This window comes from Chelativorans alearensis (assembly GCF_010993735.1).
GTDB classification, from domain to species: domain Bacteria; phylum Pseudomonadota; class Alphaproteobacteria; order Rhizobiales; family Rhizobiaceae; genus Chelativorans; species Chelativorans alearense.
On the sequence record NZ_WQNI01000008.1, the window covers coordinates 118,306 to 132,953 of the forward strand.

A 14,648-nucleotide genomic window follows, 5' to 3' on the forward strand; every position below is an offset into this window, starting at 1 on the left:
CATGGCAAGTCTGTTTGCCGAATATGAAGCCTATATCGCCCTTGCGGTCATTTTGCTTCTGCTCGTCGGCTTTGTTCTGGAGCGCTACCCACCGGAGGTGACCGCCATTGGCGGCGCGGCTCTGTTTCTGCTGTTCGGCTTCGTTACGCCGGCGGATGCGATGGGCGCGTTCTCCAACTCGGCACCGATCACGATCGGGGCGCTCTTCATCCTTTCCGGCTCGCTGGTGAGGACGGGCGTGCTCGAAAGCCTCGCCAGCATCGTCGTTACGCGTGCCCTCGTGCAACCGGTGTTTTCGATTGCGATCTTCCTCACCGCGACGGTGACCGCATCCGCCTTCATGAACAACACGCCGGTCGTTCTCATCCTGATCCCGATCGTGATGCGGCTGGCAAGATCGCTCGACGTCGCCGCGACCCGGCTTCTCATTCCGCTTTCCTACGCGGCGATCCTGGGCGGCACATGCACGCTGATCGGCACTTCGACCAACATTCTGGTCGACGGTGTCGCCCGGTCGGCGGGCCTGCAGCCGTTCACGGTCTTCGAGATCACGCCGGTCGGGCTCGTGGCGGCGGCCGCGGGCACGGTGACCATGCTGATGCTCGGGCGCTATCTTTTACCCGACCGCGGCACCGACGACGACGCTTCTACTGCCGAAGGGCAATTCCTGTCCGAGATCACGATCCGGGGAGATGGAAAATATGTGGGCAGGAACATCGGCGCGATCCCTGATTTCAATCGGCCAGGCCTCAGAGTCCAGGCGCTGCGCAGCGGCGGCGAGATGATCCGCACCGAGATCGGCCAACGGAAGCTCAAGAAGGGCGATTCCCTGGTTGTCTACGGGACCACGTCGGAACTGCTGACCCTCAACGAGAAACCGGACCTCCGGGTGGGGCTCCGCCGCGGCACGGAGCGCTCCCAGGACGCCGTGGTGGTGGAGGCCATTGTCGCTCCGCATCGCGCGAGCGCCGGCGGGCGCATCGTGGACCTCGCGCTGGGCCGCCGGTATGGCATCCGTGTGCTCGGCGCTCATCGCCATCGCCACCTGCCGGGCCCGGACCTTGAGAATGTCAGGCTGCGCCCGGCGGACAAGCTGCTGCTCGAAGGACCGGCGGCCAATCTCGATGCGTTGACAGAAGATGCCGACCTCGTGTCCGTCACCCGGCCGCGCGGTCGTCCCTACCGCCGCGGCAAGGCACCCATTGCCGTCCTGGCACTTGCGGCGGTCGTAATCGTCGCCGCATTCGGTCTTATGGACATCGGAATATTGGCGATCCTCGCGGTCGCGGCCATGCTCCTCCTACGTTGCATCGACGCCGACGAGGCCTGGAGCTCGATTGAAGGTTCAATCCTGATCCTGATCATTGCCATGCTGATTGTTGGTCAAGGCCTTGCCAACACCGGTGCCGTCGAACTCATCGTCGATGGCCTCACGCCATGGATTGCCGGCTTGCCTCCCTTTGTGACGCTTGTCGCCCTCTACGCCCTCACGTCGATCTTGACCGAAGTGGTAACCAACAACGCCGTCGCAGTACTGATCACGCCTTTGGCCATCGGGCTCGCAAACCAGCTGGGGATGGACCCCCGGCCATTCGTCGTCGCTGTCATGTTGGGGGCAAGCGCCAGCTTCGCCACGCCGATCGGATACCAGACCAACACACTCGTCTATGGCGCCGGCAATTATCGCTTCTCCGATTTCCTGAAGATCGGCATCCCGATGAACGTCGTCGTCGGTGCAGCCACCTGCACGGCCATCTACCTGTTCTTTCCGCTCTGAAGGTGTTCGCAACGGGAGCGGTCAATTCCTTCAAAACACAATCGGCGGGAGCCGGATTTCGAGAGGCACCTCATGCAGTCCATAACCCGATACGTCGTTACCGGTATTCTGACGATCGTTCCGTTGTGGGTGACCGTTTGGGTCGTCTGGTTCGTGGTGGATCTGCTGATCCAGACCGGACGGCCGATCGTGGGTGCTCTCTCCCGGGCACTGCGGCCCACCTCGGGCGAACTGGCGGACCTCTTGCTCGCCGGCTGGTTTCAGTCGGCACTCGCGGTGCTGATCACGTTGGCGCTTCTTGCCTTTCTGGGGCGCGCGGCAAACGCTGTCATCGGACGGCGCTTCCTGCAGCTCGTGAACAAAGTGGTCGATGCGATCCCCCTCGCGCGAACCGTGTACGGAGCCACGCAGACACTGATCGATGCGCTTCGCGGCGACGGAACGCCGGGTGGGCAGCGGGTCGTCCTGATCGAGTTCCCGACGCCGGAGATGCGTGCGGTCGGTATCGTCACGCGCATCTTCCCGGCTACGGAGGATCGCGAGGAGCTTGCCGCCGTCTATGTCGCGACCACCCCGAACCCGACCTCGGGATTTGTCGAGATCGTCCCGACATCACGCCTCGTATGGCTCGACTGGACGAAGAACGACGCCATTGCGTTCATCGTGTCAGGTGGCGCGATGGCACCCGACAAGATCCGCTTCACCAACGATCCTGCTTCTGGCAGCGGCGAAGGTGCGGATGCCACCTATTGAGGCCATGCCTCTGTCGCCGCAGCCATCGGAAACCTTACCGAGCAAGGCAGGCACACCTGTCCAAGCCCACATGTGCAACAAGGGCTACGCGAAGCGCCGGGCAGCGTCGACCGCAAGCCCCAGTCCAACCGATCCGAACTGGTCGGACCGGGTGACGCGGGCATCGGGGAAGCGCGAGGTCGCGGCTTTTTGCACCAGCGGAACCTGCGCCCCGCCACCGGTCAGGATCACGGTTTCGATAGCCCCTGCGGCTACCCCGGCACCGAGAAGCGCATCATCGATCGCAACGCCGATCTTTGCCACCAACTCTGTGGTCGCCACCTCGAACGCGCCACGGCTGACCGGCAGCGCCAGTGACAGGCCCGGCTCATCGAGATGGATGACGGTGTCGGGCGCATCCGTCAGTTCGATCTTGGCCTTCTCCACCTGGGCCGCCAGCCTGTGGCCGGAGCGGTGGATCAGCAGATGCTCGAAGTGCGCCAGCTTTTCCGGCTCGGCCGCCTCGCGCGCCAACGACTGGATGTCCCGCAGGGTCTTCGCCGTATAGAGCTGATTGATCTTGTGCCAGGTTGCCATGTCGTTGAAATACCAGACCGGCAGATGGCGCTTGCCGTCGCGGGTCTTCGTGCCGAGCCCCATGTGCGGCATGACCTTCGCGATGCTGAGGCAGCGGTCGAAATCGGTCCCGCCGATATGCACGCCCGACGTGCTCAGGATGTCGCCGCGCCGATCCGTCGCGCGCGAGCGCTCGGGCGAGAGCCGCAGAACAGAGAAGTCGGACGTGCCGCCGCCGATGTCGACCACCAGCGCGAGCGCTTCCTCGTTGAGCTTGCGCTCGAAGTGAAGTGCCGCGGCGACCGGCTCGAACTGGAATTCGATATGACGGAAGCCCTCCGCGCGCGCGGCAGCCTCGAGCTGGCCCTGCGCGGCGCGATCGGCGGTCTCGTCGCCGTCGACGAAGAAAACGGGTCGGCCCAGCACGACATGATCCGGCATGCCGTGGGGTTGCTGTTCGAGACGCTCCTTCAGATGACGGAGGAAGCGACCGATCAGCCCCTGGAACGTCATGCGGTCGCGGCCGACCTGTGTGGTCTCCTTCATCAGACTGGTGCCGAGGATCGACTTCAACGCCCGCATGAAACGCCCCTCCGCACCGTCCATGTACTCATGGACGGCCGATCGGCCAAAATGCACGCTGCCGTCCTCGAGGCTGAAGAAGAGCGCGGACGGGATGGTGATATGATCGCCCTCGACGGGGATCAGGAACGGGTCGCTGCCTCCCGCGCAGAGGCCGACAGTCGAGTTGGTGGTGCCGAAATCGACACCGCAATGAAAACGGCTCATGGAAAACGGCTCGCAAGGGCGTGAGCCGGGCGCTATCACGCCCCGCAAATGAGAAATGATCGGAAGGGGCACTCCTCTAGCCCATCGCGGATCGAATGGAAACCCTCACAGGCCGCCTCTCGCCTGGCGATCGCCGGTTAAGGCCAGTACCCTGCGCCGGGCTGAGTTGGTTGTCGGCTAGTGGTGTGGCAGAGCCGGCCGGCGCTTCCGTCATCCCGCACGCGACTATGCGGCCGAATGCGCCCGCGGTGCCTTTCCTGCCTCTCGCAACCAAGACCGCGGCCGTCGTCAACTGGAAGACGTCGATGTAACTCGATGTCCCATACGGTCGAAGAGGAGAACCCGCTCCTCATCAACACTGAGCCGGCAATCCCCTCGCCCACCGCAGGTGCGCGGGGCGCAGCCGTGATAAGCGCACTCATCGAAATCCCGTCACACTTGTCACTCTCACCCGGCTTCCGCCCCGCCCTATAGTCCCGCTCGATCCTGCAACGGCGGGCAATGGCAATCGACCGGGAGCGAAGAATGACAACCTCGGCAGCGAATAACGGAAGCGCAATGGCCGGCTGGCTCGCCTACGCCACCTCGCCGACCTTCGCGCTCATGGGTCTGATCGCTGCGAGCGATGCGACCGGGAACGCGCTCTGCTCCGTAGTTCCGAGCATCCTGCCAATCGACGGCATGACCGCGATGTACCTGCTGATGAGCCTCTTCCACCTGCCGCCCTGGCTGAGGCTTTTTTCCACCACTGGGCGCGCACCGAACCGATAACCAAAGGAGACCGACCATGAACCATCAGATCGTTTCACGCGAAGAGTGGCTGAGCGCCCGCAAGGCGCTTTTCGCCAAGGAGCGCGCCATGACCCACGCGCTCGACGGACTTCGCGCCGAGCGCCGGCAACTGCCCTGGGTCAGGATCGAGAAGCCCTACGTCTTCGAAGGGCCCGACGGCGAATGCACGCTGGGCGACCTGTTCGGCGGCCGCAGCCAGCTCGCCATCTATCACTTCATGCTGACGCCGGGCTCGGACCATATCTGCCCCGGCTGCTCGTATACCGTCGACCATGTCGACGCGGCACGGCAGCATTTCGAGCATGCTGACCTCGCCTTCGCCGCGGTATCGCGCGCACCGATCCAGCGGATTAAGGAGGTCAAGGAGCGGATGGCCTCCTCGGGAGACAGCGACTTCAACTACGATTTCGGCGTGTCGTTCACGGAGGAAGATCGCGCCGCCGGCCATGCGACGTACAATTTCGGCCTTACGCCCATCCGCAACAGTCCGGACATGTTCGGCGTCAGCATCTTCGTGAAGGACGAGAATGGCAGTATCTTCCACAGCTATTCGACGTATCACCGCGGCACCGAACTCTTGATGGGGGCGTTCAACTGGCTCGACCTGACCCCCAATGGCCGCAACGAAACCGATGGCACCATGAACTGGGTCCGGCTGCACGATGAGTATTGAATCGGACGACCCCTGGTTGTCACAAATGACTGAAAGTCGGCTCGCAGGGCTCTCACTTCACGTTCAATGGCAACCGACCGAATAAGAGGCGAACGGTGGCTTTCAAATTTCGGAAGCCGCCGTTCCGCTCTCAGGGCACGTTTCGCCCGCGACGAGCGGTGGTATTTATATGGCCAGAACTTCGGTCAGGAGGTTACCTTCCGCCATGCGCAGAGCCTTGAGGGCGCAGGCGCCGTGATCCGGTTGGACCAACGAACATGGAGACACCGACATGACCAAAGCCGAACCCAAGGTGAGCCGCTTCCCCGTGCCGGAAATCGCCGACATGCCCGAAGACATCCGAGAACGCATCCTCGCGGTGCAGGAGAAGTCCGGCTTTATTCCCAACGTCTTCCTCGTGCTCGCCCACCGGCCCGAGGAATTCCGCGCGTTCTTCGCCTATCACGACGCGCTGATGGACAAGCCCGGCAACCTGACCAAGGCCGAGCGCGAGATGATCGTGGTCGCCACCTCAAACCTGAACCAATGCCAGTATTGTGTGATCGCACATGGGGCGATCCTTCGCATCCGGGCGAAGGATCCGCTAATCGCCGACCAGGTTGCGGTGAACTACCGGAAGGCGGACATCACCGACCGGCAGAAGGCGATGCTCGACTACGCCGTGAAGGTCTCGCAGGCCGCCCATACGGTCGGCGAGGACGATCTGGAAGCGCTCAAATCGCACGGTTTCACCGAGGAGGACGCTTGGGACATTGCCGCCATTTCGGCCTTCTTCGCCCTGTCGAACCGGCTTGCGAATGTCACCGACATGCGGCCCAACGAAGAGTTCTACACGCTCGGGCGCGTCCTGCCGTTGCGCTGATGCGCGCCCTCTAGGCCTCAGCCTCGCGCAGTTCCGCAAGCCGGGCGCGGGCTTCCCGAAGCAGCAGGCGGAATTCGCGCATCATGGCGCCTTCGATCGCGAAGGCGCCGCCGGTGGGCACGGCACCCGGGTCTTCCTGGTGGTCCTGGAACTGGGAATGCTCCTCCAGCGCATCCAGCAGGCCGTCGCCTTCCAGATGCGTGAGATGAGCAATGAGGAACGCCAGCGTCTCGCGCTGGGCGTTCAGCCTGCCTTCGAGTTCGTCATTTGCCAGATGAGACATGGGTCGGCCTCCTATCGAAGCAGAGCCGTCAGGTGGTCTCTGCTCTCTTCTGTAGATGCGGTCGACCGCCCGGCGACCGCCGCGCGCCAGGGGCCCCGCATCGTGTGCCAGCGCCGCTCCATTCATCAGGCGCCCGTCCATTGGCCACGCCGCTGGAGGACTTCTTTGAGGAGGCTCGGACGGTCTGTCATAATGCCGTCGACGCCCAACTCTGCCACCTCATCCATCTCCTCCTCAGCATCGACCGTCCACACATGCACGTCGATGCCAAGAGCATGAGCGGCATCAACGAAACGCGGCGTCACAACTTCGATGGGACCATAGGTCCGCGGAACCTGCACAACAGGGAAGGGAAACCTTCTCATGGGAAAGCCCCAGCCTGCCAGCCACAGTCGGGTGACGTCAAAGTGGGCCGGCGACCAGCACAGATTCGGCCCCAGCATCTCCCGCAGCCGCTTCACCCTGCGCTGGTCGACGGATCCGACGCATACCCGGTCCAGCGCGTTGCATCGGGCGACCGCCTCGGCAATCGGCGATACCGCCGCATCACTCTTGGGCTCAAGGTTGAAGTAGCAATCTGGCCATACGGACAGCACATCTTCAAGCCTGGCCAAGCGCCCGCCGCCAAGCGTGCTCATGCGCTCGAGGTCCGACCATACGAGCGCGCCAACCGGTTCCGGCCGGCCGGTCAAACGCTCCAACGTATCGTCATGGAAGATGACGGCGACATCGTCGCGGCTGGCCTGTACGTCGGTTTCGATATGCCGGTAGCCAAGCATGATCGCGCGCTCGAATGCAGCCCACGTATTCTCTTCCGCCTCCTGCGCACCACCGCGATGGGCAATCGGAATCGGCCGGGAGTGTTCCAGAAAGGGAAAGAGCGGGCGCTTCATCCGGTGTTTCCCCTGCGCACTATAATATCGCGCGAAGGCGTGCCGCGGCAATGCGTGGAGGAATTATTCATGCCGAAGACTTCCTCGTCGATCCCCAAGGATGCGCTCCACAGGCGCGCGCACGACGCCTTTGTGCAATGAAACTTGGGACTGGCCGCCGAAACCCGTGGCTATGCGCGACCAGGGTGGGCCGGTCGGCGCTCTTGGGATCGGCCGGTTCCAACGGCGCCGTTGCGCCATGCAGCGGGTGAGACGCCCACGGTCTTCTTGAACGCCCGGCTGAAGGCCGCCTCGGATTCATAGCCGATCTCATGGCCCACCGTGGCTACCTTCATGGAGCTATCCGCAAGAAGGCGCGCGGCAATCTGCATGCGCCAGAGCGTCAGATACTGCATTGGGGCATGACCCACCACATGGGTGAAGCGCGCCGCAAGTGCCGCCCGCGACATGCAGGCACGGCCCGCCAACTCGTTCAGCGTCCACGGATACGCAGGCTGTTCATGGAGCATGACCAAGACTTTGCCGATTGCCGGGTCGCGCAGGCCTGAAAGCCAGCCCGTCTCGTGGGCCGGCAGGGTCTCCAGATATTGGCGCATCACCTCGACGAAAACCAGCTCGCTCAGTCTCAGCCGGATGGACTCGCCGCCGACCCGCGGCTGGCGCGCCTCGGCAAGCGTGAGATCGATGAGACGGCTCAGAAGATCCTCGCGCCCGTCGTGGGACCGCTTGATCCGCAAGAGACGCGGCAGGGTGGAGAGCACAGGATTGAAGGGCTGCATGTCGCAACCGAGAAAGCCGCAGACGAATTCGCTATGTGGCTCGCCGCCGCCGCCTTCCTTCGACACGAAGGGCAGCCTGCCCGCTGCCATGTCCCGAAAATAGTCCATCGTCGCTTCGACGTCGAACTCCGGCGGCTGGCTGGGCTCGCTAAGCATCGAATACGGGTCGCCATGCGGCAGAACCAACACGTCACCCGCCTCGAACCACGTGGAGGCGACGTTCGGAATCCCGGCCCAGCCCAAGCCCTTCAGGATGACATGATAGGACACAATATGCTGAGCGCCCGGCAGGATAATGGACGAAAACGCATCCGCGCGCGGCACCTCGACCCCCCAGGGGAAGGACGCGTCCACCAGGAAGAACAACGCGCCCGTCAGCTTGACCGTGCGCAGGACGTCCGAAAGCGGATCGGTGCCATGCGTCCTGTACTGGGCAGGCTGCTCCACCGCCGCCAACGCGCGGTCCGACCGCTCCGCATCGAGCGCCGTGGACGATGCGGCAAGCGACAAAGACGTATGGTCATGGGCCCGGACCATCCTCGAAGCATACTCTGCGCGCACCGGTATATCCACCGGTTGTACCCGGCTTGACGGTGAGATGGAGGAACGACCATGACCACGCTTGAGGAACTGCGCAGCCCTGCCGAAATTTATGACACCCACTTCGTGCCCGCGTTGTTTGCTCAATGGGGGCCAGTCGTCGCCGCGGAAGCCGGGGTGCAGAAGGGCGACCGCGTGCTTGACGTGGCCTGCGGCACCGGCGCTCTGACACTCGCCGCGGCCGAGATCGTCGGCCCTTCGGGTTCGGTTGTAGGGCTTGACGCCAACCCGGAAATGCTGGCGGTTGCGCGTCGCAAGCCTGTGCAGGTCGAATGGCTGGAAGGATCGGCCGAGGCGCTGCCTTTGCCGGACAGCAGCTTCGACGCCGTTGTAAGCCAGTTCGGTTTCATGTTCTTTGAGGACAAGCCGAAGGCACTCGCCGAGATGATGCGGGTCCTGAAACCGGGCGGCCGGATGGCGGTTGCCGTGTGCGATGCGGTCGAGAGTTCGCCAGGCTACGGCGCCTTCGCGCTGTTGCTCGACCAGCTGTTCGGAAAAGAGGTGGGCGACGCATTCCGCGCCCCCTTCAGTCTTGGCGATGCCGGACGGCTGTATGAAATCTGCAATGAAGCGGAGCTTGCGGGAGCGGAGGTTGTCCAGCGCAATGGAAAGGTCCGCTTCAGATCGATCGATGCACTGGTGTCGACCGAACGCGCCTGCGTATGGACGCTCGGCGGCTTGCTGACCGACGAACAGTTCGAGCGGCTTCTCAAGGAGTCGGAGACTGTGCTGAGGCCCTTCGTGATCGATGACGGCACGATCGAATTCGACATGCCGTCACTCATTATAAAGGCACGGATATCCTAGTCGAAGGCTAAGGTGAGAGGGCGAGTTATGCTCCGCGACGGGTTGAGGCCGGGCGGCCCCGAGGCTTCAGTATCGGTCGCCGTGAAGGTCTCTGAAAGAATCAGGATTTGCTGTGGGGCTTTTTCGAACGAGGAGCAAAGAAAAGGAGAAAATACCCGAGTTTTCCACCGGTGGAGAAAATCGAGTCGACATTGGGTAATTGCGGCGGCATAAGTTGCTTAAACGCTTAACCATTACTGGAACTGCGCTTGCATGGCCCCTCGCTTCAATCTAGCCGACATCGCGAAGGCACTTGGCGTCTCCGTCGCCACGGTCTCCAACGCGCTGTCCGGCAAGGGGCGGGTCTCGGTGGAACTCGCGCAGACAATCCGTGAAAAGGCCAAGGAGCTTGGCTATATTCCAAGCCTCGCCGGCCGGGCCCTCAGCACAGGTCGCAGCCATGTACTCGGGCTCGTGCTGGCGGATATCGGGCATCCTCTGTTCCCCCAATTCGCTCAGGCCATCGAGAATGCCGCATCGGTTGCCGGCTACGGTGTCCTGATCGGCGACAGCCGGGGCGACATTCAAGCCCAGACCCGCGCCATCAACCGGCTGGTCGAGCGCGGGGCCGACGGTATCGTGGTTGTGCCGCGCCACGGCACACGGATCGCCGACATCGGCCATCCGATCGCTGTCATCGATTCCCCGTCATCACCGGGCAACACGGTTTCGGCCGATCACTGGAACGGCGGCGTGCAGGTCGGCGCGCACCTGTCTTCGCTTGGCCACCGGTCAATCGCGATCATCGGCCTGCATCCCGATTCCAATGTCCAGAATGACCGTGCTGGCGGCATCAGATCTGCCCTTCCGGAGGAGACGCATGTCGAGCTTCTTTGGATTGACGAGTTGGAAGACGAGCATGGTCCCGGCTGCGAACTGGGCCTCCTGCCCTTCGTTGAAAAAGGCGTCACGGCCTTTGCCGCCGTTTCTGATCTGCATGCTCTGCGCGCCATCACCGAGCTACAGCGCCGCGGGGTCTCCATTCCGGGCGACGTCAGCGTCACCGGTTTTGACGATCTGATCTGGGCTGGCGTGATTGCGCCGACGCTCACCACCGTGCGCATGAATATGGCCCGCATTGCCGAAATCGCGGTTGCCGACCTCCTTCGCCAGATCGAAGGAGCATCCGGCGAGGAAAACGCCACGCCGGCCGCGCAAAGCGGCCAGGGCGTACCGATGCAGCTCATCATCCGCCAATCCAGCGGGCCGGCTCCATTCGGCCCCGTAGGCAATAGGTCAGGCGGCGGTCCTCGCCCGGCCACCAACAAAGCGAACGGGCCGATTTTGGAAAACACCACCAGAGAAGGAAGCGATCAGACATGCTGAAGACCCTCCTAGCCTCCAGCGTCGCCTTCGCGGCGCTTGCAGGCACCGCGAACGCGGCCGACAAGAAGCTCGTCATCTCCGTCTATGGCTTTGCCCAGGACGAATTCAAGGAGATCGTCTACGACCCGTTCAAGGCCATCTGCGACTGCGATCTCGTTGTGGAAACCGGCAACAGCGTCGAGCGGCTGGCCAAGCTGGAGGCCCGCAAGGACGATCCCGAGATCGACATGGCCGTGATGTCTACCCACGATGCGCTGGCCGCCGCCCGCAAGGGCGTCACCCAACCAATCGATGTCTCAAGGCTCACCAACTATGACAAGCTCTACGACATCGCCAAGGATCCTCTCGGCGACCATCTGGGCGTTGGCTACACCTTCTATGCAACCTCCATCGCTTACCGTGCCGACAAGGTGAAAATCGAGAGCTGGGCCGATCTGTTCCAGGACGAGCTGAAGGGCCGCGTTGCCTTCCCGAACGTGACCACCAATCAGGGCCCGCCCGCGCTCTACATGCTCGGCATGGCGATGGGCAACGATGCCGCCGACCTCAAGGCCCCCATAGATGAGGTCGCCAGCAATAAAGACGATATCGTCACCTTCTATGAGCGATCCTCGCAGGTGGCGCAGCTCATGCAGCAAGAGGAGATCCTCGCCGCCCCCATCGGCCGCTTCTCCTGGGGCCCCTACTCCAAGATGGATATGGACATGGCCTGGGCCACGCCCAAGGAAGGCGAGACAGGCGGCATGAATGTCATGATCCTGACGAAAGGCGCGAAGAACGAGGACCTTGCCTATCAGTTCATGGATTTCTGGCTCTCTACCGACATCCAGACCAAGCTCGCCGAGGCGCTGGTCGATAGCCCGGCCAATTCAGAGGTCGTCGTCTCGGATGAGATCGCCGAAAACCTCACCTATGGTGCGGAGACGGTGAAGAACCTCAAGCTCCTGCCGCCGGACGTCATCCTGGATAATCGCGAAGCGTGGCTGTCCGAGTGGAACGCCAAGGTCGGCCAGTAGGGCACCGTCCGCCCGAGACGAAAAACGGGCGCCGCGCCGCCTGCGCGTTTCCCAGGTGAACACAAGGGTCCCGTTCAATGTTCCACAACCGGACGGAAGCGCTGGCGCTGGCCATGCCCGCGGCTATCTTCGCGGCGATCGTTTTTCTCGTCCCCGTCGGCATCCTCCTGTCGGAAGGCTTTCGGGCCGCCGACAGTTGGACGCTCTCGGCCTACACCGGCTTTTTCGATAACGAACTCAACCGCGTAGTCTTCTGGCGCACGCTGAAGCTCGGGGCACTTGTCACGGCCGCCTCGGCGGTGATCGGCTACGCCACGGCCTATGCTATCGTCACCCTGCCGCCGACCGCGCGCGGGCGGATGATCGGCCTCGTCGTCATGCCGCTGATGATCTCGCCGGTGGCACGCACCTATGCCTGGATCGTCATCCTGGGGCGCACGGGCATCGTCAACAAGGCGATTGTCGGCCTCGGCCTTTCCGACGAACCGCTCCGGTTTCTGTTTACTGAAACGGCTGTCTTCATCGGCCTGTTGCAGCTCTTCCTGCCGCTCATGATCCTGTCGCTCATCAGCGCGCTGGAAAACATGCCGAAGGATGCGGTGCCGGCCGCGCGCGTTCTCGGCGCCAACTGGTTGCAGGTCTTCCTCAAGGTCATTCTGCCGCTCACCAAGGAAGGGCTGGTGATCGGCGGCACGCTGGTCTTCACCGGATCGCTCACGGCCTATATCACCCCCGCCATCCTCGGCGGGTCCAAGGTGCTGATGCTCGAGACGCTGCTTTACCAGCGCGTGACCGTCGCCAATGACTTCGCCTCCGCCAGCATCATCGCCATGATCCTGATGGTGATGAGCTTTTCCGCCAACATGCTTCTCAAACGACTGGCCACCGCGAGGAGCAAGCGATGACCTCCCGTCTCTATTCCTATCTGACGCTCGCCCTCGTCTTCCTGTTCCTCATCGGGCCCTTCGTCATCATCGTCGCAGCCGCGCTTTCGGGCGGCGAGACGCTGGCTTTTCCGCCGCAGGGCCTATCCCTGAAATGGATTGCCAAGGTCTTCGAGGTGGAGAGTTTCCGGGAGAGCTTCGCGCTCTCGATGTTTCTTGCAATCTTCGGCACACTGGCCGCGCTGGTGCTCGGTGTGCCGGTGGCCTATGCCGCCTCGCGCTACCGCCTGCCCTTCGGCGAAACAATCCGCACCATCGTCTCAGCGCCCATCATTGTGCCCGGCATTATCGTCGGACTGGCGCTTCTGCGCTATCTGGTGATCCCGCTCGACGTCAGCGTCGGCTTAGCGCTGTTCATCGCTCACACGGCGCTGATCCTGCCCTATGCGGTGCGTGTTGTTTCCGCCTCGCTCGACAATCTGCGCAGCGACATCGAGGAGGCGGCGGTGCTTCTGGGCTCCTCACGGGTGGCGACCTTCTTCCGCATCGTCCTGCCGAATATTCAAAGCGGCATCCTTGCGGCCTTCATCCTCGGCTTCGTCACCAGCTTCAATCAGGTTCCCGTGTCGTTGTTTCTCTCGGGTCCGGGCGTGCGCACGCTGCCCATCGACATGATCTGGTACATGGAAATTACCTACGACCCATCGGTTGCGGCGCTTGCCGCGCTGCTTGCCTTCCTATCGATCTCCATCGTTTTCCTCGCCGAACGCTTTCTGGGTTTTTCACGTTATGTCTGATGCTGCCTACCTCAATCTGAGCGATCTGACGCTCGCCTATGGCAAGACCATCGCGGTCGAGCGGCTGGACCTGCCGATCCGCAAGGGAGAGTTGATCGCACTTCTGGGTCCTTCAGGTTGCGGCAAAACCACCACCATGCGCGCCATCACCGGGCTCCTGAAGCCAGCCTCCGGCACCATTACGCTCGACGGCAAGGACATCACACGCCTGCCCGCCAACAAGCGCGAGGTGGGGCTGGTCTTCCAGTCCTATGCGCTGTTTCCGCATCTTTCCGTCTTCGAAAATGTCGCCTTCGGCCTGCGCCTGAAAAAGCTGCCCTCCGCCCAGATTGTGAAGAAGGTGGAAGATGGACTTGCCATGGTCGGGCTCGGCCAGTTCCAGAGCCGCAAGCCGGCCGAACTCTCCGGCGGCCAGCAGCAGCGTGTGGCGCTCGCCCGCTCGCTGGTGATGCAGCCCAAGGTTCTGCTGCTCGACGAGCCGCTGTCCAATCTCGACGCTCGGCTGCGGCTCGAAATGCGCACAGAATTGCAGCGCGTACAGCGCGAAAGCGGTGTCACCATGGTGTTCGTTACCCACGACCAGAACGAGGCGCTGGCGTTGGCGGACCGGATCGTGGTGATGAAGGACGGGCGCATCGAACAGCTCGGCACGCCGGAGGAAGTCTATAACAGCCCGGTCTCTCGTTTCGTGGCGGATTTCGTCGGCTTCGAGAACATCTTCCCGGTCAAGGACGGCCAGCTGCAAACGCAAAACGGCCCCACCGAACTTTCCATACCGCTCTCCGCGCAAACGACCGGCCTCGCCTGGCGGCCGAGCATGGTCCGACTCGGCGAAGGCCGTTTCGAGGGAGAGGTCCTAGGCGTGGCTTTTGCAGGCGGCACACGCGAATATCTGTTGAAGACGCCGCTCGGCCCGATCAAGGCCGAGATGGACGCCACTGCCCCCGCTTTCGCCCCTGGCAGCAGACTCGCCTTCGACCTGCCGACAGAGCGCGCTGCCGTCCTCGATCGCATGTGAGGGAG

At 62.9% G+C, this 14,648-nt stretch carries 15 protein-coding genes; 11 read left to right on the plus strand and 4 right to left on the minus strand.

Annotation, left to right across the window (positions count from 1 at the left end; all coding sequences use genetic code 11):
* Position 1: 1 nt before the first annotated feature.
* A complete protein-coding gene (locus GPJ75_RS13545; RefSeq protein ID WP_163268864.1) occupies positions 2-1,777 on the plus strand; it encodes an SLC13 family permease in 1,776 nt (591 codons plus the stop codon).
* 72 nt (positions 1,778-1,849) lie between these two features.
* Positions 1,850-2,530, plus strand: a complete 681-nt coding sequence (locus tag GPJ75_RS13550) for a DUF502 domain-containing protein (protein ID WP_163268865.1) — start codon at positions 1,850-1,852, stop codon at positions 2,528-2,530.
* An 84-nt stretch (positions 2,531-2,614) separates the two neighbouring features.
* On the opposite strand, the gene GPJ75_RS13555 is transcribed toward GPJ75_RS13550, so the two are convergent.
* Complete coding sequence (locus GPJ75_RS13555; protein WP_163268866.1) at positions 2,615-3,874, minus strand: Hsp70 family protein; 1,260 nt, start codon at positions 3,872-3,874, stop codon at positions 2,615-2,617.
* Positions 3,875-4,399: 525 nt separating this feature from the next.
* Between GPJ75_RS13555 and GPJ75_RS13560 the strand changes: the two genes are divergently transcribed.
* From GPJ75_RS13560 to GPJ75_RS13570, 3 genes are all read left to right on the plus strand, one after another.
* A complete protein-coding gene (locus GPJ75_RS13560) occupies positions 4,400-4,645 on the plus strand; it encodes a hypothetical protein (protein WP_163268867.1) in 246 nt (81 codons plus the stop codon).
* 16 nt (positions 4,646-4,661) lie between these two features.
* Positions 4,662-5,339, plus strand: a complete 678-nt coding sequence (locus tag GPJ75_RS13565; protein WP_163268868.1) for a DUF899 domain-containing protein — start codon at positions 4,662-4,664, stop codon at positions 5,337-5,339.
* Between the two features lie 271 nt (positions 5,340-5,610).
* Positions 5,611-6,201 carry a peroxidase-related enzyme gene (locus tag GPJ75_RS13570; protein ID WP_163268869.1) on the plus strand — a complete coding sequence of 197 codons (591 nt, stop codon included), beginning with the start codon at positions 5,611-5,613 and terminating at the stop codon, positions 6,199-6,201.
* A 10-nt stretch (positions 6,202-6,211) separates the two neighbouring features.
* Here the strand turns inward: GPJ75_RS13570 and GPJ75_RS13575 are convergent, their stop codons facing one another.
* The 3 genes from GPJ75_RS13575 to GPJ75_RS13585 form a co-directional block, all read right to left on the minus strand.
* Positions 6,212-6,484, minus strand: a complete 273-nt coding sequence (locus GPJ75_RS13575; protein ID WP_163268870.1) for a hypothetical protein — start codon at positions 6,482-6,484, stop codon at positions 6,212-6,214.
* Between the two features lie 125 nt (positions 6,485-6,609).
* Positions 6,610-7,377, minus strand: coding sequence for a glycerophosphodiester phosphodiesterase family protein (locus GPJ75_RS13580; RefSeq protein WP_163268871.1), 768 nt, complete (start codon positions 7,375-7,377; stop codon positions 6,610-6,612).
* A gap of 170 nt (positions 7,378-7,547) precedes the next feature.
* Complete coding sequence (locus GPJ75_RS13585; RefSeq protein ID WP_163268872.1) at positions 7,548-8,693, minus strand: AraC family transcriptional regulator; 1,146 nt, start codon at positions 8,691-8,693, stop codon at positions 7,548-7,550.
* A gap of 75 nt (positions 8,694-8,768) precedes the next feature.
* On the opposite strand from GPJ75_RS13585, the gene GPJ75_RS13590 reads away from it, so the two are divergent.
* The 6 genes from GPJ75_RS13590 to GPJ75_RS13615 all read left to right on the plus strand — a co-directional run bounded on the left by GPJ75_RS13590 (position 8,769) and on the right by GPJ75_RS13615 (position 14,643).
* A complete protein-coding gene (locus GPJ75_RS13590) occupies positions 8,769-9,563 on the plus strand; it encodes a methyltransferase domain-containing protein (RefSeq protein ID WP_163268873.1) in 795 nt (264 codons plus the stop codon).
* A 252-nt stretch (positions 9,564-9,815) separates the two neighbouring features.
* Positions 9,816-10,928, plus strand: a complete 1,113-nt coding sequence (locus GPJ75_RS13595; protein WP_163268874.1) for a LacI family DNA-binding transcriptional regulator — start codon at positions 9,816-9,818, stop codon at positions 10,926-10,928.
* Entirely contained in the window at positions 10,922-11,944 is a 1,023-nt protein-coding gene (locus GPJ75_RS13600) for an ABC transporter substrate-binding protein (RefSeq protein ID WP_163268875.1), read from the plus strand. Before GPJ75_RS13595 ends, GPJ75_RS13600 begins: the two co-directional genes overlap by 7 nt.
* 77 nt (positions 11,945-12,021) lie before the next feature.
* Positions 12,022-12,849 carry an ABC transporter permease gene (locus GPJ75_RS13605; protein ID WP_163268876.1) on the plus strand — a complete coding sequence of 276 codons (828 nt, stop codon included), beginning with the start codon at positions 12,022-12,024 and terminating at the stop codon, positions 12,847-12,849.
* Entirely contained in the window at positions 12,846-13,625 is a 780-nt protein-coding gene (locus GPJ75_RS13610; protein WP_159588307.1) for an ABC transporter permease, read from the plus strand. Before GPJ75_RS13605 ends, GPJ75_RS13610 begins: the two co-directional genes overlap by 4 nt.
* Positions 13,618-14,643: an ABC transporter ATP-binding protein gene (locus GPJ75_RS13615; protein WP_163268877.1), complete on the plus strand. Its 1,026-nt coding sequence runs from the start codon at positions 13,618-13,620 to the stop codon at positions 14,641-14,643. The genes GPJ75_RS13610 and GPJ75_RS13615 overlap by 8 nt, the downstream gene beginning before the upstream one ends.
* The last annotated feature ends 5 nt before the right edge of the window (positions 14,644-14,648 follow it).